Origin of the sequence: Halopenitus malekzadehii (assembly GCF_900108505.1) — an archaeon.
In the GTDB taxonomy this organism is placed as follows: Archaea; Halobacteriota; Halobacteria; order Halobacteriales; family Haloferacaceae; genus Halopenitus; species Halopenitus malekzadehii.
On sequence record NZ_FNWU01000003.1, the window covers coordinates 151,931 to 174,836 of the forward strand.

Genomic DNA, 22,906 nt, shown 5'->3' on the forward strand with positions numbered 1-22,906 from the left:
ATCGAGCGTTGTGGAGGCTATCGTTCCACATACTCGAACAGGCGAGGATCGTGAAACCGGACTGAACGACGCGCCGTGCGGATTGTATTTACATAACTACTTGTGTAATTTGATTCTCGATCGCGGCGTGCGTCGGCAACGACGAGGAAACGGTGGAACCACGAACGACGACGGATGCCCGAACGGTGATGGGAACGGATCCGTCGATCGACGCGAACAGCGGAGATGACACCCCGATGAACCGATCGGAGCGGACTCGACGGAGCGGAACGACGAAGCGAAACGACGAAGCGGAACGACGAAGCGGAACGACGAAGCGGAACGACGGAACGGACTCGTCGGCGGACCGTGCCGCATCGGCAGAGCATACCACATCGCGCGATGACGCCTCACTCACCCGGGAGGATGCGGTTCGAGAGCGATCCGAATCGAACCGCCGATGTGATCGCGCACGGCAATTCGTTCGATCATACAGAACGAATGTGGGGTGGCGGGTGGGGACATCACGGCACGCCGTGACGGGTGCAGTCGAGGCATCGATCCGCAGCGAACGACGGAGACGGCGAATGACATAAACACACACACACACAACTCACACACAGAGACACGCCGTGTAGCCGACACGAGGGGGATCAGCGGTGAATCGATACGGACGGCAGGCGGACGTTTATTCCGTATGACGGAACGATATCGAGCACGGGAGCGTCGACCGGGATGTGGTATCGGGGCCGATCACGTCTCGGGTATCGGGACCACGAACTTCCCCGTTCAATAGCTTTATTATGATCGGTATGTTTTTGTATGATACTTCAATGCTTCAGAGAGACACCGTCAAGCTCACCGATCAACAGCGATTGGTACGTGACTCGATACGCGACATCTGTTCGGACTTCGATGCGGCATACTGGCGCGAGCAGGACGCCGAGGGCGAGTACCCGCAGGAGTTCGTCGACGAGCTCGCCGCCGGCGGATGGTTCGGCGCGCTGCTCCCGGAGGAGTACGGCGGCGCCGACATGGGCACCGAGGAGGTCGTGGTGATGATGGAGGAGATCGCGGCCTCCGGCGGCGGCTTCAGCGCCGCACAGTCCGTCCACGGCGCGATCTACAACTCCGTGCCGATCGTCGAATACGGCAGCGAGGAGCTCAAATCCGACCTCCTCCCCGCGGTCGCCAGCGGCGAGACATCGATCCAGGCGTTCGGCCTCACGGAGCCGAACGCGGGTTCGGACTCGACATCGATCGAGACGCGTGCCGTCCGCGACGGCGACGACTACGTCATCAACGGCCAGAAGATCTGGATCTCGCGGGTCGACGCGAGCGACTACCTCGTGTTGATGGCCCGAACCACGCCGAAGGAGGACGTGGAGAAGCGAACGCGCGGGCTCACGATGTTCCTCGTCGACCTCGAGGACGCCTACGACCAGGGCGGCCTCGAGATCGAACGGATCGACAAGACGGCCAGCAACTTCGTCCACTCCTATGAACTGTTCTTCGAGGATCTCCGGGTTCCCGCCTCACACGTGATCGGCGAGGAGGGCGAGGGGTTCTATCAGATGCTCGACGGCCTCAACGAGGAGCGGCTCGTGATCGCCGCCGAGTGCATCGGGCTCGGAGAGGCCGCGATCGAGGCGGGCGTCGAGTACGCGAACCAGCGGGAGGTCTTCGACCGGAAGATCGGTTCGAACCAGGCCATCCAGCACCCGCTGGCCGAGGGGCACGCACACGTCCAGGCGGCGAAGGGAATGGTGTACGACGCCGCCAGCGTCGTGGACGACGAAACGGATTCCAAGAGCGTCGGCGCCCGCGCGAACATGGCGAAGTTCCTGGCCGCGAAGGCCGCCTTCGAGGCCGCCGATGCCGCCGTCCAGACCCACGGCGGGTTCGGCATCGCGCGGGAGTACGACGTGGAACGGTACCTCCGTGAGGCACGTCTCACGCGGCTGGTTCCGATCACGCAGGAGCTCGCGTTGAACTACATCGGCGAAAACGTTCTCGGGTTGCCACGATCGTACTGATGAGGGACCGCATCACCGGGGATCCCCCGCGCCTCTCAGCGACCGAGGCGGCCCGCGAGGTCGGCGACGACGACACGCTGCTCGTGAGCGGGTTCGGCAGCGTCGGCTACCCGAAGGTCGTCCCGCTCGCGCTGGCGGAGTCGGACCGCGATCGATCCCTCACCGTGGTGAGCGGCGGGAGCGTCGGGCCGGAGATCGACGACGCGCTCGTCGAGGCGGGAGCCCTCGAGCGGCGGTTTCCCTACCAGGCTCGCGCGACGTCGCAGGCGGCGATCAACGACGGTCGCGTCGCCTTTCACGACAGGAACATCAGCACGCTCGGCGACGAAGTCCTCTACGGTGACCTGGCCGACGGCGACGTCGCGATCATCGAGGCCCTCGCGGTAGGCCCTGACTGGCTGATCCCGACGACCAGCATCGGACAGACGCCCGCGTTCGTCGAGAACGCCGACCGGCTGATCGTCGAGGTCAACCGGACGGTCCCCCGGGACGTCCGTGCGTTTCACGACGTCTATCGGACGGGACGGCCGCCGAACCGGGAGCCGATCCCGCTGCGGGATCCCGGTGGCCGGATCGGCACCGACCGCGTCACGTTCGCTCCCGAGTCGCTGGTCGGGGTCGTGGAGTCCGACCGTCGGGATCAGCCCTACGAATTCCGCGATCCGACGGCCGACGACCGCGCCATCGCCGACGCGCTCCGGACGTTCCTCGAGGCCGAAGTCGAGCGGTCGCCGCTGTTCCGGGACTCCCTGCGGATCCAGTTCGGGGTCGGCAGCCTCGGGAACGCGCTGATGGGGGCGCTCGGCGAGGCCGACCTCGGCGATCGCGAGTTGATCTACTTCGGAGAGGTCATCCAGGACGGCCTCCTCGACCTGCTCGACGACGGGGACCTGGCGACCGCCAGCGCGACCTCGCTCGCCCTCTCCGCAGAGGGGCAAGACCGGCTGTTCGAGCACGTCGACCGGTACGCCGAGGACATCGTGCTCCGCCCGGCGGACCTCTCGAACAGCCCGACGCTGATCGACCGGTTCGGCGTCGTCGCGGTGAACAGCGCCCTGGAGGTCGATCTCTTCGGACACGTGAACTCGACGCACGTCAACGGAACGCGAGTGTTGAACGGCGTGGGTGGAAGCGGCGATTTCAACCGCAACGCGGCGTTGACCGTGCTCGCGCTCCCCGCGACCGCGGCCGACGGCGACATCTCCCGGATCGTCCCGATGACACCCCACGTCGACCACACCGAACACGATATCGACGTCGTTGTCACCGAACAGGGCGTCGCGGACCTCCGCGGGGCATCGCCGCGGGAAACCGCCACGGCGCTCATCGAGAACTGCGCGCATCCGGCGTACAGGGACGACCTGCACGAGTACCTCGAACGCGGCGAGCGACGCGGCGGGCACATCCCCCACGACATCGAGACGGCACTCGACTGGCACGTCGATCGGTGATCGCGGACATCGGGAGGACGCATACGCTGCATCGTGACACGGTAACGATTTACTACCCCGGGACGTATCGCTATGTATGTCACCGACGTCACCGGAGCAACGGATCGGATCGTTCGTCGCCGACCTCGAGTATCGCGACGTCCCGGACGAGGCGATCGAGACGATCGAACGGGCCGTTCTCGACACGATCGGGGTCACGCTCGCGGGCGCGGTCGCGCAGGTTGGACGCGCGACGACACGATCAGACGGTCCCGATCCCGACACGGCGGACGCCGCATCGCTGCTCGGACTCGACGCATCGGCGTCGCCGGCGGAGGTCGCCCTCCGGGTTGGAACCGCCAGCCACGCGCTCGATTACGACGACCTCTCGTGGGCGATGGACGGGCATCCGAGCGTCACGCTCGTGCCGGCGCTGTTTGCACTCGCCGACGCGGAGACGAGCGGACAGGACTTCATAACGGCGTACGCCGCCGGGTTCGAGACGGAATGCGCCGTCGCCGAGCCGATCAGCCCGGCACACTACGAGCGCGGCTGGCACGCCACCGCGACGTTCGGGACGTTCGGGGCGACCGCGGCGGCGGCACACCTCCTCGGGCTGGACGCCGACCGGACCGCGACCGCACTGTCCATCGCGGCCTCGACGGTCGCCGGGCTGAAACGGAACTTCGGATCGATGACGAAACCGCTCCACGCCGGGCTCTGTTGCCGGTCGGGCGTCACTGCCGCCCGCCTGGCGCGCGACGGGCTCTCGGCCGACGCGACCGCGGTGAGCGGTGACGGCGGGTTCTGGGATCTGTACGGCCCCGCAGGGAGCGAGGACGACGGTGTGGACGCCGAGGCCGGCGACGCCGACGCGTTCTCGATCGGCGACCGCTGGCGGCTTGCGGAAGTGGGTATCAACGCCAAGGCGTACCCGTGCTGTTATTTCACTCACACGGCGATCGCGGCGACACAGGACATCCGTGACCGGGAGTCTCTAGATCCCGAAACGATCGAGGACATCACCGTCACCGCGTCACCGGGGGCCGCCGACGCGTTGAGCCATTCGGACCCGACGACGGGATTGGAGGCGAAGTTCTCCATGGAGTACTGCGTGGCGAGCGCTGCGGTCCGTGACCGCGTCGCCCTCGGAACGTTCGACGACGACGCGATCGACGATCGGGCCGTCCAGCGCGTTCGCGAGCGCGTCACGCATCACACTGACGCCGACCTTGCCTACGACGCACACGCGTCCACGGTGCGGATCGAGACCGACGACGGGGCGACCTACCGCCGGGAGCTGGAGCGACCGCCGGGAACACACGACGATCCGCTCTCGGCCGCGGCGTATCGCCGAAAGTTCATCGACTGTGCCACGGTCGTGCTCGAGGAACCGGTCGCCGCCGAGTTACACGACGTCTTCACGTCGCTGGCGAGCGTCGAGTCGGTTCCGACGGCGATCGCCGCGGCGGAGTAACGGTAGCCACACACGTGCCGGACAGGGGAGGGTATAGGGTTCAGGTGGCAGGGTGGCGTGTGTCGGGTGTAGGTGGCCATATCTCGGATGTAGGGTGGCGTGTGTCGGGTGTAGGACGAACAGCGTACTGGGGGACGGGACCATACAGTTATGATGGCGCGGCGGAAAGGATCCGCTGATCGGTGCCGATCAACGACCGATCGAGAGTGACGAATATATGACGACCACGGATACCGACGACGATTCGGACGCGCAGGACAGGGAACTGATCGCTGGGTGGCATGGACGCTACTACGAGGACTTCGCGGTCGGGAACGTGTACAAACATCCGTTCGGCCGGACGGTCACCGAGACCGACAACGTCTGGATGACGAACGTGACGATGAACCTCAACCCGATGCACTTCAACGAGGCATACGCCGCCGAGACGGAGTTCGGCGAACGCCTGGTCGACGGGACCTTCGTCATCGCGTTAGCGGTCGGGATGAGCGTCATCGACGTGTCGGTCAACGCGACGGCAAACCTTGGCTACGACAACGTGCGCCACCACAACCCAGTCTTCCACGGCGACACGCTGTTCGCCGAAAGCGAAGTGCTCAGCAAGCGCGAGCTCGAATCCCGCGACCACGTCGGGATCGTCGAGACTGAACTGCGAGCGTACAACCAGAACGACGATCTCGTGTTGAGCCTGGAGCGAACCCCGATGGTTCTCAAACGCGAACACGCCGATCCGAGCGCCGCGACCCCGCCGGGATGGCCCGAGGGGATCGGGACACAGCCCAAGGATCTCTAACCACGTCGAGGGCGCGGCGACCGGCAGATGGGGACCCGTTTCAGCACTGTGGGGGGTGGAGCCGCCAACCGCAACGAGCAACCGAAGCGGAGCGACGGGAGTGGGTAGGACTGGGTGGATTACCCACCGAACCAGCCACCACAAGAGCCAGTCATAAAGTAGTGATATCGACAGTTATATTTATATATCGACATATATTCTGACGGGTGAAAAATCGTGGAGATGAGGGGTTTCGGTGGTGGGCAGATATCGGTATCACGGAATAGACTGCCGAGATCGACACAATACGGCCACTAATCGGGGCGGAAACGATCGAAGCCGTCCGTCACGATCGAACGAGAGCAGCGGAGACGTGACTCTGTAACGTCGTCACCAGCCGATATATCAATTGAGTATTTCTATTTGAATATAGAAATAGTGGAGAAGAGCACCGGCTTCCGGAACCGGTCACACGTCGCTATCTGTCGTCCATCGTTCCCTATCAATCTCCCATTCATCGCCCCCTGTTCGGTTGACCATACCATCGGCGATCGTCCATCTCCACCACTGCGATCGTCCATCTCGATCACTTTTCCGTCGACCATCGGCGAGCGATGGTCACCAGCCATCGACGTCGGCACCAAATTGACGTCGGCGTCCGGTCATAGCGGCCGTGCTGATCGGTCATCTCGCGGCCGTCGATCCAAAGCGGCTCCGTCGGCAAAGTATGTCAAATAAAGTCAAAAACCCTTTTAATCGGGTGTGGGTATGTTATGGATGCACCATGAAACGTGTTAATAGACGGCAAGTCCTGAAATCAGGCCTTGCGACTGGGACGGTCGGACTGGTTGCCGGATGTACCGGCAACGGAAACGGCAGCGGCAATGGCAACGGTGGCGGCAACGGAAACGGCGGCGGCAACGGCGACGGAAACGGTGGCGGCAACGGCGACGGAAACGGTGGCGGCAACGGCGACGGAAACGGTGGCGGCAACGGCGACGGAAACGGTGGCGGCAACGGTGGCGGATCTGACTTCCCCTCCGAGCCCCTAACCGGCGTCGTCGCGTACTCCGAGGGTGGCGGTGTGGACCGCGAATTCCGTCAGATCCAGCCGTACTTCACCGAGGAAGTCGGCGTCGAGGTTGCTCCCGAGTATATCGCCGGTGCCGGAACGCGGCGCGGCGTTCGGACCGTGCTCGAAGCGGACAGTCTCCACACGTATGGGATGGTCGCGACGCCGGAGGCCGGCGCGGCGGTCGCCTTCGACGACGCTGAGGGAACCGACACCGGCTACGGCGTTGAGGATATGATGCCGATCGGGAACCACGTCAGCCAGATGTCCATCCTCCGCATCCGGGAGGACGAGGACCGCTTCTCGACGATCGAGGAGCTGGTCGATTACGCGGCGGACAACGAGATCACCGTCGGTGCCTCCGGCCCGACGAAACGAAACATGCTGGCGAACATCAAGCTGGCCGAAGCCACCGAGGCCTCGTTCCAGTACGTCCCCTACGACGGCGGCGGACCGACGCAGACCGCGCTGTTGCAGGGTGAGATCGACGTTGCCAACCGCAGCGTCTACAACAGCCTCGACATCATCGAGGATTCCCAGTGTATCGGCGTCTTCTGGGACGAGAACCGCTGGCCCGAGCTGACCGACGACGCCCCGCCGGTCAACGAGGCTCTCGGCACCGACATCGACTTCGCCGGGACGGTCGGTCGATACTTCTGGTTCGTCAGCGCGGCCCTGGCGGACGAGAATCCCGACCAGTTCGACCACCTCGTCGAGTCGTTCCAGGCGGCGATGGAAAGCGACGAGTACATCTCCCAGCTCGAGGGCGGCGACTACGACGAATCCGGCAAGCTGGACTACATGGGTCCCGAGGCGACGCTGGAGGCGAACATCGGAGACTACGAGACGTACCAGGAGTTCATCCCCCTGTTCAACGAGTACGTCCAGAACTGAACGCCGTCATTTTTTTATTATGTCTGCCAATGAAAACGAGTCAGTAACTGAGGGTACAGACAAATTCGCGGTCGGTGAGGAGGCGATCCAGCGGCTCGTGCTCCCGACGGCAGCGCTGGTGTTGTCGATCCTCTATGTGAACAGCGTGCACGGGCGGATCTCGATGTTGAACCTCCGGTATCCGTATGCCGTCATTGGCGTGCTGGTTCTCCTCACGCTCGGCGTGTACGTACAGGAACTACGTGCGATCTGGCGAATCCGCCGAAACGAGGACCGACCGCCGTTCGTCGACTCGATAACCGACCGGGCCCACAAATGGCGGAAGTCGATCGCGCTCGCCGTGTTCGGCTTCATCTACCTGTGGTTAGTTGATTTCCTCGGGTTCTTCGTCTCCTCCACGCTCCTGATCGCGTCGCTGATGGTCGTTGCGGGGGAACGGGACTACCGACGGGTGATCCTGATCACGGTGACCGTGTTGGTCGTGATCCGGGTATTCATCAACTTCCTAAATATGTCGCCGCCGGAGGGACTGTTCCTATGACGGGACCGCGGACCGCCCTCAGCGAGGTGATCGGCCGATGACCGCGGTACAGCCGATCATCGAGGCGCTCGGCATCCTGTTCACGCCGGGGAACCTCGCCATCCTGATCGCCGGCGTCTGCGTCGGCGTCGTGGCGGGTTCGATCCCGGGCTTCACCGGCGCGAACACGGTGGCGATCGCGCTCCCGATCACGCTTCCGATGTCGCCGGCGATCGCGCTGGCGTTTATGTCCGCCATCTACATCGGCGCGAACTACGGTGGCGCGATCCCGGCAGTGCTTATCAATACGCCCGGAACCTCGGGTGCAACGGCGACCGTCCTGGACGCGTTCCCGATGTCGAGACAGGGGAAGGCGTCGAAGGCCCTCGGCATATCGATACTGGCCAGCGTGATCGGCGGGATACTCGCAGCGATCATCATCCTCGTCTTACTCGATCCCATCGGTCAGCTGGCGTTCCAGTTCACGAACCGCGAGATCTTCGTCCTCGGCCTGTTCGGACTGGCTGCGGTGGGTGCCACGCTCGGGGAAAACCTCCGAAAGGGGCTCTTCTCGGGGTTCCTGGGCCTGCTGATCGCGGCGATGCCGATCGACCCGACGACCGGCCAGCGCCGGCTCGACTTCGGCTACTTCGCCCTGTACGACGAGGTGCCGTTCATCCCGATCATCATCGGTGTGTTCGCGATCACCGAGCTGTTCTTCCTCATCAATCAGGATCAGATCAGCGAGGACACGTCGGTGAAGACGTCGTACTCCGGCATTCTCGAGGGCTTCAGATACGTGATCTCGCGGCCGTTCCAGACGCTTCGCGCGATGACGGTCGGACTGCTCGTCGGCTCGATGCCCGGCGCGGGGACGTCGATCGCGAACTTCGTCAGCTGGGCGATCGCGAAGCTGATGTCCTCGGATCCGTCGTCGTTCGGTGAAGGGAATCCGGACGGCGTCATCGCCTCTGAGTCGTCCAACAGCGCCGTGACCGCCGGGTCGCTGGTGCCGACGTTGGCGCTCGGGATCCCCGGGAGCGGGACGACCGCGGTGATGCTGGGCGCGCTGTTGCTCCACGGCGTCCAGCCCGGGCCGACCTTTATGCAGGATTTCGCCTTCGAGGCGAACCTGATCATCGTGTCGCTGCTCATCTCCAACGTCATCCTGTTGATATTCGCGTTCGCCATCTCGCGATATATCGTCCGCGTGGTGTTGTTGCCGAGTCGGTATATCGTCCCGGTGATCCTCGTCTTAACGGTCATCGGCGCGTACGCGCTTCGGACCAGTATGTTCGACGCGTGGCTGATGCTCCTGTTCGGAATCGTCGGAGTCGTGATGCGGCAGAACGACTACCCGGCGGTGCCGTTGATCCTGGGCGTCGTTCTCGGTCCGATCGTCGAGAGCGCGTTCCTCAGGAGTATGCTGATCAGCGGCAACGACTACACGTACTTCTTCGAGACGACGATCGCGAACATCTTCTGGGTGTTGATCGCCGTCTCGCTGCTTGGACGCCCCCTCGCGAACCTGCTCAAGCAGGTTCTACAGCCGCGGTTCGCGGGCCTGTTCGACTGAACCGCCCCCGGACGCGCCGCGTCCGGACGTCGGTTCCCATTTCAGGTAATCATTGTCGACGGGGCCGCATCGTTCCGCGTTCCCTTCCATCGTTCGGGTCTGTCGACGGCACGAAACGCGGACGGTGTCATATCTCCGCCCTGCTAGCGTCGTCGTCGCGCAATGAGGAAGGATCCGTAACGCTCCGGTTTAGCTGACTTGAGGCGGTAAGCCCCCTTCCTCAGCGAGCGCCGACCGAACGGGAGGAGCGAGCAGGGAGGGGATACAGCGCCGCACGGTTCTCATACACTCTACGGTTACAGGCCCACGCAGTCGTAACGTTTTTGCAGTAGGGTAGCATAGTATTGACCGAACCCAATGGAGTACGACCTCGACTCGGGAGCGCACTCGACGTATTCCCTGCACTACCACCTGATACTCACCACGAAGTATCGGCGCGGAGTGCTAACCGAGGAGCGAACCCAATTCATTCACGAGGTCATCAGCGGGTTCACGGACAACTACGGTGTCGAACTGACAAACCTCGATGGCGAGGACGACCACGTACACATCCTGTTCCGAGCGAAACCAACCACAGACCTCGTGAAGTTCATCAACACGGTCAAGGGCGCGACCGCCCGCCGAATCCGCAACGAGTACGCGGACGAACTGAAGACCGAACTGTGGGGAGACTCGTTCTGGAACGACTCGTACTGCCTCATCTCGACGGGGCAGGTGTCGCTGGATGTGCTGAAACAGTACGTCGAGAACCAACGCGGGTAGAGAGCCATGTACTACGCCTACAAGTACCGTCTCAAGCCGTCCGATGCTCACCGCGAAGAGTTGGACCGCCACCGAGATATTTGTAGGCAACTCTACAACCATACACTCTACCGCCTCAACAAGTACCAAAACGAACACGGAGAACTGCCGTCCATGACCGCCCTGCGGTCGAAACTGCCCGACCTCAAGAAGTGGTGGGACGGCCTCTCCGACGTGTACTCGAAAGTTCTCCAAACCGTCGTGGAACGCCTGTTCGACAATCTCAAAGGGCTCTCGGCGCTCAAGGAGAACGGCTACGGCGTCGGTCAACTCAACTGGAAGCCGCCACGGGAGTTCCGCAGTTTCACCTACAGTCAGTCTGGCTTCAAGCTCGACAAGAAGGGCGGTCAGACTGTGCTGTCACTCTCGAAACTCGCAGACATTCCGATTCGGCTCCACCGACCCATCCCCGACGACGCCACACTCAAGCAGGTCACGGTGAAGAAGGAACCGACGGGCGAGTGGTTCGCCACCTTCGGCGTCCAAATGGACCGTGAGCCGCCCGAACCGCCTGAGACTCCCGAGAAGTGCGTCGGTATCGACGTGGGGATTCTCAAGTACGCCCACGACACGGATGGTACGGCGGTCGGGTCGCTCGACCTCTCCGACGAACGCGAACGTTTGGAACGCGAGCAACGGAAACTCTCGCGGAAGCAACACGGGTCGAACAACTACGAGAAGCAACGGCGGCGCGTTGCGGAGTGTCACGCCGATCTCCGTCGGAAGCGCCGCGACTTCTTGCACAAACTCTCAGCGTACTACGCTCGGGAGTACGACCTCGTGGCGGTTGAAGACCTGAACGTGAAGGGGATGATGGAGTCGCCGTCGAACAGCCGCAACACGGCGTCTGCCGCGTGGCGGACGTTTCTCTCGTTGCTCGAATACAAGTGCAAGCGAGAGGGAACGCACTTCGTCGCGGTGAATCCGCGTGGTACGACCAAGGAGTGCGCGTCGTGTGGTGTCTCGACGGAAAAGCCGTTGTGGGTCCGTGAACACTCGTGCCCGTCGTGTGGGTTCGAGGCGGACAGGGACGCGAATGCGGCGTGGAACATTCTTTCTCGCGGCCTCGAAAAAGTAGGAGTGGGATACTCCGAATCAACGTCCTCAGAATCGCGTTGCGATTCTGATGTGCGGACGAGAGCTGCGCTCTCGTCAACGCCTGTGGAGACTGCGCTCCCTGTGGATACACCTGTATCTGCAAAGCGCGTCGTGGAAGCAGGAAGCCCTACCCTCAAGAAGCGAACGGCGTCAGCCGTGAGCGAGTAGGGTAGGGTAGTTCACACGGGGCGAGGATCACCAACGTCAGTGTCTGGTTCTCCCACAGTCGTCCGGTCAGGGGGAGGAGAGCAGCGACGGGAGATCGCGGAGCGAGTCGATGATCGCGTCGGGGTCACGTGCGTACTGCTCCCACGAGCGGTCCGTTCGGTCGAGCCACACCGTCTGCAGCCCGGCGTTGAGAGCGCCGTTGACGTCGCTCCAGCTGGCCGTGACGTGAAGCAGGGCTTCGGGAGCGACATCCAGCCGCGTCGCAGCGTACTCGTAGAGCTTCGCGGCCGGCTTGTACGTCTCGATCGCGTCAGCGCTGATGGTCGCCCGAAGAAGATCGTCGATCTCGGCCGTCTCGACGAGCGACTCGAGGAGGGTCGGATCACCGTTCGAGAGGATCGCGATCGAATAGCCCGCGTCACGAACTGCTTCCAGACCGTCGCGAACGTCCGCGTAAACGTCGAGGTCGTGATAGCTCGCGAGGATTTCCTCGCGATCGGCTGCGGACACATCGACGCCGTGGACGTCGAGCGCGTACTGTAGCGCGTGCCGGTGGCGTTCGGTGGCCGGGCGATAGACGCCCACCGCGTTGCCGACGACCGCGTACTCTCGGGACCGAAGCTGCCAGATGCGGGCAACCGCCCGCGGCTCGTCCGTATACGGTTCGAGGGCATGTCGCGTCGATTCGACGTCGACGAGCGTGCTGTAGGAATCGACCAGCACGGCGTCAACGCGGGATGAATCAAGGGTCATACGTGGGACGAGGTGGGCGCCATACGTGAGATCGATCGGGTCGGGAACTCACACGATGGTGGCGTCGACGATCGGATCGACGCGATCGAGCGACTCCAGGTCGTCACACAGATCCACGAGCGAGTCGGTCTGATCGTCGGAGAGCAGTCCCGCGGCCTGTTCGGTGAGTTTCGCCTCGAGACGATCCCGGCTGAAGGGATTGCGAGCGTGACCGGGCGCGTGATCGAGGCGCGTCTCGTAGCGCTGGCCGTCGGCCACGATCTCGACGATGGTCGGCGTCGAATCGGGGTGTTCCTCGACGAACGCGGTGAGGTCCTCGCTGTCCTCGACGGCGACGCGCTCCATCAGGGCGTGGACGGTCGGGTCGTTGCGATGGGTGGCGTGGTAGTGATCGGGCGTGACGTCGCCGTACAGGATCGCGATGGCGGTCGTGTACGGAATGCTGTGGTCGGCGCTCTCGCGCGTGAGGTCGGTCGACCACTTCGTCTCGTCGGCCAGTATCTCCGCCGCCTCGGCGAAGGTGTGGATCACGACCTCCTCGACCGCGTCGGGATCGATGTCGTGGTCCTGAACGAGCGCCTGCACACCGGCGATCATCGGCTGCATGTAGTAGCCACACGGGAAGGGCTTGAGGTGAGCGTCCATAATCCGGTAGTCGGCACCGTCACGGCCACCGAGCCGGTCGACCGTGAGTTCGCGATCGGCGACGACCTCGAAGAATCCCGCGGGCCCCTCGAAGACCGCCTCGGGACCGGTGATGCCGGCACGGGCCATCTGACAGGCCTGGATCCCGCCATGTGTCGCGTAGGCGGTCGCGATCCCCTTCCACATACTCACCTCGCCGCGCCGGGAGATCCCCAACGAGACGGTCGAGGCGCCGACGATCCCGATCGCGTTCCGCAGTTCGCTGCGGGAGAGCCCCATCAGCGACCCGGCCGCGACGGCGGTTGCGAGCGAGCCCCACGTCACGTAGTCGTACCCGTTGCCCCAGGTGACGCCCGTATCGAGCCCCAACCCTTCGACCTCGTAGGCAAGAACGATCGCCCGGAGCAGTTCCATCCCGGAGCATCCCTCAGCTTGGGCCACGGACAGCAGCGCGGGAATGTGGTCGCTCGGGTGACAGGCCCGTCCCTGGCTGATGTAGGTGTCGTTGTAATCGAGGTACCGAGCCATCGTGGTGTTCAACAATCCGGCATACTCGAGCGACGTCGGCGACCCGCTACAGAGCACGGTCGCGTCGTCGGTGCCGGCGGACCCGCCGTATATCGACCGCAGCCGCTTGCTCGGGGGACTGGTGTATCCGCCCAGACAACACCCGAGCGTGTCGAGCGTCAGTCGTTTTGCTTTCGCCTCGACCGAATCGGGGAAATCGCGGTCCGCCGTCTCCGCGGCGTACTCGGCGAGCAGCTCGCTGGTCAGTTGCATAGTCGTATCTCCAAGTAACTACTGATAAATATATTGGAATCGGAAACGTACGGACACGATCCCGCGTCCGTCAGCCGAAGTCGATGGTCGAGGCCGCCGATCGGGACCGATGATCGAGGCCGCCGATCGGGACCGGTGATCGAGGCCGCCGATCGACCCCGTCAGTCGACGCGGTACTCCTCGAAGACGTCCTCGTCGATGGTAACGCCGAGACCCGGCTCGCTCGGCGGGTCGATCCGGCCGCCATCCTGCACGTAGATCGCCTCGCGGTTGTCGATGTAGGGACCGGCGATGTACTCGCCGGGGTCCTCGATGTCGTCGTCGAGGACGGCGAACTCGATCAGGGTGCACTGTCGGCTCGCGGCGGCGACGTGGAGGCTCGCCGCGTAGTTGATCGCGGGCCCGAGCGCGTGGGGGACGAGCTGCTTGTTGAACGCCTCAACCAGCGTCGCGACGCGCGAGGCACCGGTGATGCCGCCGACGTAATCGAGCGACGGCTGGTAGATGTCAAGCGCGCCGGCTTTGAGGTGGTCGAGCGCCGGGTAATGCGGCGTATGGGTCTGGTAGCCGGAGATCGGGACGTCGACCGACTGGGTCAGCTCGGCCTGCCCCTGGATGTCCGTGTGGGCGATCGGCTCCTCGAACCACTCGACCTCATACTCGCTCGCGGTCTCCGCGACGCGGCGTGCGTCGGTCGCGTCGTAGGAGGTGTTCGCGTCGATCGCGAGCCCGAAGTCGTCCGGAACGGCGTCCATGATGGTCCGGATCCGGTGACGGTCCTCCTCGACGCCGAAGCCGGCGCCGATCTTCATCGCCTCGAACCCCTTCTCGTGGAGCCAGTCGGCGTACTCGACGAGCTCCTCGGCGGTCTTGTCGGCCGGGAAGGTCGCGTACGTCTGGACCTCGCCGGTCTGGCCGCCGAGCAGCTGGTAGACCGGCTTGCCGGCGTCCTTGCCTTTGATGTCCCAGAGCGCCTCGTCGATCGCGCTCAGGGCGCCGTAGGCACCCGCCCGTTTCACGTGGAGGTAGAGCTCGTGCCAGATGTCCTTGACGTGTCGGGGGTCCTTCCCCTCGATGTGTCGTGACAGCGAGTCGATCGACTGTGCGAGAAATCGATTGTTCTCCTCGGAACGGTAGAACGATTCGCCGTAGCCGGTGATGCCGTCGTCGGTGTGAATCCGCACCACGACGGAGCTGATCTCGAGTTCGCGAGCGCCGACCTGCGCCGGAAGAGAGGCTGCATCGACGGCACTGCCGAGAACTGCCGTTTCAACATCGGTTATTTGCATGCTCGTGTAGCAAGCACTTCCGGTATGTAAATATGAGGGGATATAAACAATATTAACCGGGATCGGCAGTCGTCCTACGAGAGGACGTACTTGCTCCAGCCGCCGTCGACGCTGACGACTTCGCCGGTGATGTAGCTCGCCCGCGGCGAGGCGAGGAACGCGACGGCGTCGGCGAACTCGTCGGGATCACCCGACCGGTCCAGCGACACTTCATCGATCCGGGTCTGTAACGCCTCCTCCTCGGTGATGTCCCGATGCTCCGCGCGCCGTTCGACCTTGTACTTGAGCCGGTCGGTCATCACGAACCGGGGCGTGACGACGTTCGACCGGACCTCCGGGGCGTACTCCCGCGAGATCGTCTTGGCGAGCCCGTACAGCCCCAGCCGGAACACGTTCGAGATCGCGTGCCCCTTGGGTGGTTCACGTGCTGACGCGCTCGTGACCGTGATGAGCGACCCGACGTCGCTCTCCTGTAAGTGGGGCAGGACCGCCTCGGTCATCCACCGCGTGCTGGAGATGACGCCGGCGTAGCTGTCGTCCCACTGCTCCTCGGTCGCCTCCTCGAAGGTCACCGCCGGCGGTCCGCCGTGGTTGTTCACGTGGACGTCGACGCCGCCGAACTCGTCGACGGTCTCCTCGACGAGTCGGTCGACGTCGTCCCGGTTCGTCACGTCGCATTCGACGGGCAACACGCGATCGGCGTCGACGTCGGCCTCCACGGCCAGTGACGCCGCCGACTCCTCGGCCCGCTCCATCGACCGGGAACACACCGTGACGTTCGCACCCTCCTCGAGCAGCCGCTGCGCGGACGCGTAGCCGAGCCCCTTGCTCGATGCGGCGACGATCGCCGTTCTGTTTGCTAGTTCGAGATCCATCTAGACGGAGTGACGGCGGAAGATCACTAAAGTTCTTCTATGTGATCCCGTGACGTGATCGTCCCGGGACGGTCGGGTCCAACTCGATCGGTCGGAACGGGATCGGCGCGTCAGGCGGTGTCGCGTGACGGCGAGGTCTCGAAGACGTCGAAGGCGTCTCGGTTTCGATCGAGGGCACCATCGAGGGTCGTCGCGTACGGAACCGTAATTTCGTGGTGTGAGCCGTGAGACCGGACGTCGACGGGACCGACGTGGCCGTCCTCGACGGGGCCAAAAACGGCGGATTCGGCCCCGAGGACGACCAGGTCGCCGATACGGTCGGGTGGGAGGTCGAACCGTGCGGCCGCCTCCGCCCGCGAGCACACGACGTCGATGTCGGGATGGTCCCGGATCACGGCGCCCGCCGCGTCCGGATCGTCGACGTGGACGTACGCGGCCCCGCCGAGGTTTCGGTGATGGTACGTGTGCCGATCGCGGATCAGCCGGACGACGACGGGATCGTGTCCGGCCGCGGCGAGGATCGATTCGAGGTCGACGACCGTCGTCTTCCGCGACATTCCGTGATCCGCGGTGACGACGACGTCGTCGGCGCGGTCGGCGACCGTGGCGATCCCCTCGTCGAGCGCCCGGATCCACTCGACCGCGCGGGACTCGTCCGGGGCGTGCTTGTGGGGGACGACGTCCGTCGTGGAGACGTACAGCCAGTCGAGGTCGCGGTCCGCGAGGACGAACGCGGCGGCGTTGAGGACCCACTCGCTCGCGTGCCCGGAGTAGATATCCGGCGCCGGGCCGATCGCCTCCTCGAGCCAGGTCGGCGGATCCTCGGCGCTGGCGGCGACTACGCAGCCGCGTCCGATCATCCGCCGGAGCTTCTCCTTGACGACCAACGCGCCGGCGCGATCACCGCCGTCGGCCGCCCGCTGGAGGACGGAGTCATGCCGGAGGAACGAGGGGTCCGTCATATACACCCGATCGCCGCGTTCCGCGTCGTAGTACGTGTTGCCGGTGATGCCGTGGTCGCGAGGCGGCACGCCGGTGACGATCCCGACGTTGTTGACGTTCGTGAGGGTCGGCACGGCCGCCGAACAGGTTCCCGCCCGCCCGGCCGCGGCGATCGCGTCCCAGCCGGGGGTGTCGACGTCACCGAGATAGGTCGGATCGAGGCCGTCACAGCAAATAACGACGTTCGTCATAGCGCGGATACAACGGGAACCGATATAAACGTGTACCACGGCTCCGGTCACCAGTTGTGAACACACGCGATCGATCAGGTCGGTCGGAGAACCAGTCACCGAAGTCGGTCGGAGGACCGGTCCCCAGTCAGATCACCGGTTATAAAACCAGGCTCTGGTCAATGCTCTTGCCAGAAACAGGAGCCCCACGCCGAAACAGGCGAGCGCGTAAGTCCGATCACCGATCACCATAATCGCGATCCCCGACAGCACGAGGAAGACGCCGACGGCGACGTCCGCCTGAATTCCCTCCACCGCTGAGTGAGCCATTATCCCTGCGTTCGACGCCGGGCGTCAAAAGTCCCCGCGGTTCGGACGTGAACAGTCCCCGCGGTTCGGACGTGAACAGTCCCCGCGGTTCGACCGACCGCCGCCGTCACTCGACGAGCCCTTCCTCCCACCGCAGGTACTGGTCCATCTCCCGATCGCCCTGCGCGTACGGCTTCCGCGTCGCCCGCCGTGGCTCCCGCAGCACGCGGTCGGCGTCGCCCTCCGCGATCGGCAGGTCGGCAGCCCGCCAGGCCTCGACGCCCCCATCGAGGACGGTGACGGTCTCGATCCGGCCGCTATGGACGAGCTGGGCGCCGGCGCGATCGGCGACCGTGCCGGTCTCGCAGGTCAAGACGACGTCGGTAGTCCGGCCACTTTCGGCGTCGTCGTCCGCGCCACTGAGATCATCGGTCAACACGTCGCCGAGTTCGTACCGGGGCGCCCACCACGAACCCGGCACGTGTCCGTCCGTATAGGCGTCGTAGTCGCCGACGTGAACCACCGTTCGCTCGTCGATCGTGTCCGACAGCGTTGCCGGGGAGACGTACTCGACGCTGCGCGCGACGATGTCGCCGCCGAGGGGCTCGACGTCATCCTCGGTCACGAGCGACCGGCCGTCCTCGGTCCACGCGGTCGTTCCGCCCGCCAGCACGTGGACGTTCTCGAACCCCATACGGTCGAGCCAGTACGCCGTGATCCCGGCTCGGACGTCCGTCTCGGAGATTACGACGATCTCTGCATCGCGAACGGCGATGTGGCGGCCTGCAGTCTGAACCAACTGCCCGCCGGCGACGTGGGTCGATCCGGGAAGGTGCCCATCCGCGAACTCCGGCTCGGTTCGCACGTCGAAGCGGTAGACCACGTCCTCGTCGGCGGCCGACTCCTCGAGCCGATCGAGGTCCGCGGGCGAGAGCATCGACACGTCCGTGTCGGCCAGCAGCTCCCGCGCCGTTTTCCGGAGCCGATCGCGTCGGTCCGGATCGACCGTCGCGTCGTCGGGGCGACCGGGGCCAGCCGCCAGCTCCTTGCCGGCGAGTTGCCACCCCATCGTGCCGTTTTCCAACTCGTAGACGTTGTCGATCCCGAGCGCCTGAAGGGTTGCCGTGCCGATGATGCTTCGGGTTCGACCGGCACAATGAACGACGACCGGCTCGTCGTCCTCTCGAACCGCCTCGACGTACAGCGGGAGATCGAACCCCTCGACGTTGACCGATCCCGGGATGGTTCCCCATCGCTCGTATTCGGGCGGGTTACGCACGTCGATCACGGTCACGTCGTCCCGTCGTTCCTCCAGATCGTCCGGACTGATCGTCGGCAGATCTCGCGTCGCCGCCACCTGTTCGCCGAACGCCTTGCTCTCGTAGTTGAACGCGGTGGCGTGCACGTCCCCGTCGGCCTCCACGAGGTCGTACCCTGCCGCCGCCCACGCCTCGACGCCGCCGTCCAGATAGTCGACGGTCTCGTAACCGAGCGCTTCCAGCCATCTCGCGTCGGTCACCGATCGTTCGCCGTGATCATCACACAACACGATCGGCGTCGATCGGTTCGGCACGAGTTCGGGGAGCCGCCGCTCGAGCTCGCGGCGCGGAACCCACGTGCTCTCCAGAATGTGTCCCTCCACGTACGCGAGCGAGGGTCGAACGTCGATGAGTGCGACCGGATCCGAGGAGTCGAGTCGCTCTCGGAGCGCGGCCGGTGCGTGTGACCCAGCCATCGTATACCTTGGTACCGAATTACAACCGATGGCTAATAACCTGTCGGTTGGCGGGTGTGGGCGCGGTCGGGCGACGAACAGTCGATGCGATGATCGACGTCGCCGTCAGCGGTCGGCAGGCGACCGTCGTTGACCGATCGCCGGCGGTGCCGCCCATCGGGCGACAGGCGATGGATCGGAACAAGGCTTTAAGCGTCTCTCCGCCGAGGGGGCAGACGATGCAGGCAATCGTGTGTCACGGCTTTGAGGACCACAGCATCGAGACGGTCCCCGAGCCGGAGCCGGAGAACGGCGACGTGAAGGTCGCCATCGATCGTGTACAGCTCAGCGTCACGGAATGCGCCCTCTACCGCGGGCAGCGGATCGCCCATTACGAGGCGATCAAACGCCGGTTCGAGGACGGTCCGGCGCAGGTGTTCGGCCACGAGTTCTGCGGCCGCGTGGTCGAGCTCGGGGAGGACGTCTCGAGCTTCGAGATCGGCGACCGGGTGTACGCCCCGGCGAAGATCCCGTGTCACGACTGCCGGCAGTGTGACCGCGGATTCGAGCTCCACTGTCCGAACAAGACCTATCTCGGCTACGACACGCCGGGGGCGCTGGCCGAGTACGCGGTCTTTCCGGCGGAGGGGCTGTGTACGGTTCCAGAGGGCGTTTCCGACGCGGAGACGGCGGCGCTGCAGCCGCTGGCGAGCTCGATCCTCGCCGTCGACGAGGCCGACATCGGAACCGGTGACGTCGTCGCGGTGATTGGAACCGGCGTGATGGGGTATCAGTGCGCGCAGTTGGCGCGGACCCAGGGGGCTCGGACGGTGATCGGGGTCGACGTCGATCCCGAAAAGCTGGACGTTCTCGCGGCCCACGGCTTCGAGACGGTCAACGCACGCGAAACGGATCCGGTTCAGGCGGTCGAGGCCGCCACCGCGGGCGTCGGCGCCGACGTGGTCTTCGAGGCGGTCGGTGGCGAACAGAGCCACGGGACCGAGGGGTCCGACCCACTGGCGCAGGCGTTCGGGATGGCCCGGTCCGGGGGGTCGGTCGTCCAGGTTGGCTACATCATCGATGAGATTTCGATCGCGCCGCGAGCGGTCCGCACCAAGAGCGTCGACTGGATCAACCCGGTCACCGGCGTCACCGCGCCGACGCCGAACACGACGACCGGGGAGCTGGCGGGCGAGCTCGTCGACGACGGCCGCGTCTCGCTGGAGGAGTACATCACCCACGAGCTCGACGGGCTCGAGTCGTTCGAGACGGCCGTCGAGATAACGTTGAACAAGGCGGAATACGGAGCACGCGGCCCCGCCCAGATCGTGCTTTCGGAGTGATCGGCCGCTCGGAGTAGCCGTCCCGCCCGTCGAGAATACACACCTATTTTATACGTGACGTGTGATCGATACACGATGAGATCTATCGAGACGAGCGCCGTTTCCCGACGGATCGTGGACGACGTGATCGGCGTCGATGCGACGGACGACGTCGTCGTGCTCACCGATACGGGGAAACTGGACATCGCGGAGACGATCGCTGCGGCCTGTCGAGCGACCGGGGCGATGACCGTCGTGGAGATCATGCCGCGAACCGACGAACACGGCAACGAGGCGCCGGACACGGTCATCGCCGCGATGACGGCGGCGGACGTGGTGTTCACCGCGACGACCAACTCGATCACCCACACGGACGGGTTCCGGAACGCGCTCGAGTCGGGTGCTCGAACGGCGGTGTTCCGGGGCGTCACCGAGGACATGTTCGTCGCCGGCGGGATCGACACCGACTACGAGCGACTGCGCGAGCGGACCCTCGCCGTCCGCGAGGCGCTCGATGCTGCCTCGGAGGCGACAGTTCGGAGCCCCGCGGGGACGGACGTCACGCTCGACCTTCGCGGCCAGCCCGCCTTCTCGCTCGACGGATACTGCCACGAACACAACGACAACCTCGGTGCGTACCCGGCCGGGGAGTCGCCGACCTCACCCGCCTCGGGAACCGGCACGATCGTCATCGACTATTCGATGGACGGCATCGGGCGACTGGACGACCCGATCGAGTTGACCCTGGAGGACGGCGACGTCACCGCGGTGTCGGGCGGACGGGAGGCCGACGAGCTTCGTGAGACGATCGAGGGGGCGGACGCGGGTGCGCGGAACCTCGCCGAGTTCGCCATCGGGACGAACCCGGACGCCCGGCTCGTGGGCAACCTCGCCGAGGACAAGAAACGGCTCGGAACGATCCACTTCGCGATCGGCGACGACCAAACGCTTGCGGGAGAGACCCGGTCGTCGATCCATCTAGACGGGCTCGTGCGAAAGCCGACCGTCGAGCTCGACGGGACGCGGATCCTGGATGCCGGCGATCTCCGACGCGACCGTCTGGATGACGTCACGGGGCGGGACGAGTGACGATCGGGAGCGGGACACGCGATCAGCGGTGACACGGAAGCGTGGATGCCGGTTCAACGCCACCGATTCGACATTGCGGAACGAACTGGCGAAAATCGCGTCGGAATGGTCACACGTGGACGGCCGAAACGTCCGGAATCCACCGTCGAGACCGTTGTTGCGTAGCGTCGAACGGAAGACGATGAACGACGATCGAATCCTGGAGCCACCGACCGCGCCGACCGGAGATACTGACTATCGTAATATTGTAATTCAACACGGTCAGGTGTGCGTGATGTTCAACTCGAGCTCGTTCGCCGTCCCCAACAGGAGGTTCGGAAGGTCCTCGTGGAACCGATCGCCGCGCAGTCGGTGGCTCGGGCCGGACACGCTCAACGCGCCGATCACCACGCCGCCGTCACCGAGGATCGGGACGCCCACCGCGTGGAGGCCCTTGAGGTTCTCCTCCCGATTGAAGCTGTAGCCGCGCTCCCGGATCTCCGCGAGCTCGTCCAGGAGTTCCTCCCGGTCCGTGATGGTGTGATCGGTGAATCCCTCGAAGTCGGTCTGTTCCAGAACGTCGAACAGTTCGTCCTCATCGAGGTTCGCGAGGATCGCCTTCCCCGCCGCCGTCGCGTGCAGGGGGATCCGGCTTCCGATCCCCGGATCGGTGCGCACCGCGTCGTCGCCGAACGCCCGGTGGATGTAGACCGCATCGCCGTGTTCCCTGACGATGAACTGCGCCCGCTCGCCGGTCCGTTCGGCGATCTCCTCGACCTTCTTCGTCGTCAGGTCGTACCCGGCCTGGCGGGTTCGGGCGTGCTGGCCGAGCTCCAGGAACCGCAGGCCGACGCGGTACTCGTTGTCCGTCTTGACCACGTATCCGAGGTCGGAAAGCGTCGACAGGTGTCGATAGACGGTGCTTTTCGCGTACCCGAGCTCGGCGGCGACCTCGGTCACCGTCGCTCCCTCGAGCCGCTTGATCACCTCGACGGTCTCGAGCATCGTTCTGGTCGTTTGCACCGTATCCCTGTTCCCTGTGTCCGTTCCCCGTGTCATATATCCACTATTGACGGGGGCCTACAAATATCGTTCGATCATATAGAACGTGGATGGCGGTTCGAAGGACGGTCTCAACGGGGAGGGGCCTGGCAGC

Annotated in this window: 19 protein-coding genes; 11 read left to right on the forward strand and 8 right to left on the reverse strand. The window is 64.6% G+C overall.

Annotated features, from left to right (window positions below; translation table 11 throughout):
• The first annotated feature begins 812 nt into the window (after positions 1-812).
• From BLW38_RS08005 to BLW38_RS08045, 9 genes are all read left to right on the forward strand, one after another.
• The gene (locus BLW38_RS08005; protein ID WP_092816724.1) at positions 813-2,015 is read left to right on the forward strand and encodes an acyl-CoA dehydrogenase family protein; all 1,203 of its coding nucleotides are present in this window, start codon (positions 813-815) and stop codon (positions 2,013-2,015) included.
• Positions 2,015-3,466 (forward strand): acetyl-CoA hydrolase/transferase C-terminal domain-containing protein, encoded by a 1,452-nt coding sequence (locus BLW38_RS08010; protein WP_092816725.1) that lies wholly within the window; start codon positions 2,015-2,017, stop codon positions 3,464-3,466. The genes BLW38_RS08005 and BLW38_RS08010 overlap by 1 nt, the downstream gene beginning before the upstream one ends.
• Positions 3,467-3,542: 76 nt before the next feature.
• Positions 3,543-4,922: an MmgE/PrpD family protein gene (locus BLW38_RS08015; RefSeq protein ID WP_092816726.1), complete on the forward strand. Its 1,380-nt coding sequence runs from the start codon at positions 3,543-3,545 to the stop codon at positions 4,920-4,922.
• Positions 4,923-5,139: 217 nt separating this feature from the next.
• Positions 5,140-5,715, forward strand: a complete 576-nt coding sequence (locus BLW38_RS08020; protein ID WP_092816727.1) for a MaoC family dehydratase — start codon at positions 5,140-5,142, stop codon at positions 5,713-5,715.
• A 763-nt stretch (positions 5,716-6,478) separates the two neighbouring features.
• Positions 6,479-7,660 carry a tripartite tricarboxylate transporter substrate-binding protein gene (locus BLW38_RS08025; protein WP_092816728.1) on the forward strand — a complete coding sequence of 394 codons (1,182 nt, stop codon included), beginning with the start codon at positions 6,479-6,481 and terminating at the stop codon, positions 7,658-7,660.
• A gap of 19 nt (positions 7,661-7,679) precedes the next feature.
• On the forward strand, positions 7,680-8,201 hold the full coding sequence (locus tag BLW38_RS08030) for a tripartite tricarboxylate transporter TctB family protein (protein WP_092816729.1): 522 nt from the start codon (positions 7,680-7,682) through the stop codon (positions 8,199-8,201).
• 37 nt (positions 8,202-8,238) lie between these two features.
• A complete protein-coding gene (locus BLW38_RS08035; RefSeq protein WP_092816730.1) occupies positions 8,239-9,756 on the forward strand; it encodes a tripartite tricarboxylate transporter permease in 1,518 nt (505 codons plus the stop codon).
• Between the two features lie 357 nt (positions 9,757-10,113).
• Entirely contained in the window at positions 10,114-10,518 is a 405-nt protein-coding gene (gene tnpA / locus BLW38_RS08040; RefSeq protein ID WP_092816731.1) for an IS200/IS605-like element ISHmu6 family transposase, read from the forward strand.
• 6 nt (positions 10,519-10,524) lie between these two features.
• A complete protein-coding gene (locus BLW38_RS08045; RefSeq protein WP_092816732.1) occupies positions 10,525-11,823 on the forward strand; it encodes an RNA-guided endonuclease InsQ/TnpB family protein in 1,299 nt (432 codons plus the stop codon).
• Between the two features lie 66 nt (positions 11,824-11,889).
• Here the strand turns inward: BLW38_RS08045 and BLW38_RS08050 are convergent, their stop codons facing one another.
• The 7 genes from BLW38_RS08050 to BLW38_RS08075 all read right to left on the reverse strand — a co-directional run bounded on the left by BLW38_RS08050 (position 11,890) and on the right by BLW38_RS08075 (position 19,381).
• Positions 11,890-12,576, reverse strand: coding sequence for a haloacid dehalogenase type II (locus tag BLW38_RS08050; protein ID WP_092816733.1), 687 nt, complete (start codon positions 12,574-12,576; stop codon positions 11,890-11,892).
• A 48-nt stretch (positions 12,577-12,624) separates the two neighbouring features.
• Complete coding sequence (locus BLW38_RS08055) at positions 12,625-14,001, reverse strand: MmgE/PrpD family protein (protein ID WP_092816734.1); 1,377 nt, start codon at positions 13,999-14,001, stop codon at positions 12,625-12,627.
• 161 nt (positions 14,002-14,162) lie between these two features.
• Positions 14,163-15,290 (reverse strand): mandelate racemase/muconate lactonizing enzyme family protein, encoded by a 1,128-nt coding sequence (locus tag BLW38_RS08060; RefSeq protein ID WP_092816735.1) that lies wholly within the window; start codon positions 15,288-15,290, stop codon positions 14,163-14,165.
• A 74-nt stretch (positions 15,291-15,364) separates the two neighbouring features.
• Positions 15,365-16,165: an SDR family oxidoreductase gene (locus tag BLW38_RS08065; protein ID WP_092816736.1), complete on the reverse strand. Its 801-nt coding sequence runs from the start codon at positions 16,163-16,165 to the stop codon at positions 15,365-15,367.
• Positions 16,166-16,275: 110 nt separating this feature from the next.
• Positions 16,276-17,358 carry an alkaline phosphatase family protein gene (locus tag BLW38_RS08070; RefSeq protein ID WP_092816737.1) on the reverse strand — a complete coding sequence of 361 codons (1,083 nt, stop codon included), beginning with the start codon at positions 17,356-17,358 and terminating at the stop codon, positions 16,276-16,278.
• Between the two features lie 132 nt (positions 17,359-17,490).
• Positions 17,491-17,667 carry a hypothetical protein gene (locus tag BLW38_RS16230; protein ID WP_177167463.1) on the reverse strand — a complete coding sequence of 59 codons (177 nt, stop codon included), beginning with the start codon at positions 17,665-17,667 and terminating at the stop codon, positions 17,491-17,493.
• Between the two features lie 106 nt (positions 17,668-17,773).
• A complete protein-coding gene (locus tag BLW38_RS08075) occupies positions 17,774-19,381 on the reverse strand; it encodes a rhodanese-like domain-containing protein (RefSeq protein ID WP_092816738.1) in 1,608 nt (535 codons plus the stop codon).
• 218 nt (positions 19,382-19,599) lie between these two features.
• On the opposite strand from BLW38_RS08075, the gene BLW38_RS08080 reads away from it, so the two are divergent.
• Positions 19,600-20,703, forward strand: coding sequence for a zinc-dependent alcohol dehydrogenase (locus BLW38_RS08080; protein ID WP_092816860.1), 1,104 nt, complete (start codon positions 19,600-19,602; stop codon positions 20,701-20,703).
• Positions 20,704-20,778: 75 nt separating this feature from the next.
• Positions 20,779-21,771 carry an aminopeptidase gene (locus BLW38_RS08085; RefSeq protein WP_092816739.1) on the forward strand — a complete coding sequence of 331 codons (993 nt, stop codon included), beginning with the start codon at positions 20,779-20,781 and terminating at the stop codon, positions 21,769-21,771.
• 261 nt (positions 21,772-22,032) lie between these two features.
• Here BLW38_RS08085 and BLW38_RS08090 read toward each other — a convergent pair whose 3' ends face one another.
• On the reverse strand, positions 22,033-22,809 hold the full coding sequence (locus tag BLW38_RS08090; protein WP_092816740.1) for an IclR family transcriptional regulator: 777 nt from the start codon (positions 22,807-22,809) through the stop codon (positions 22,033-22,035).
• Positions 22,810-22,906 lie beyond the last annotated feature (97 nt).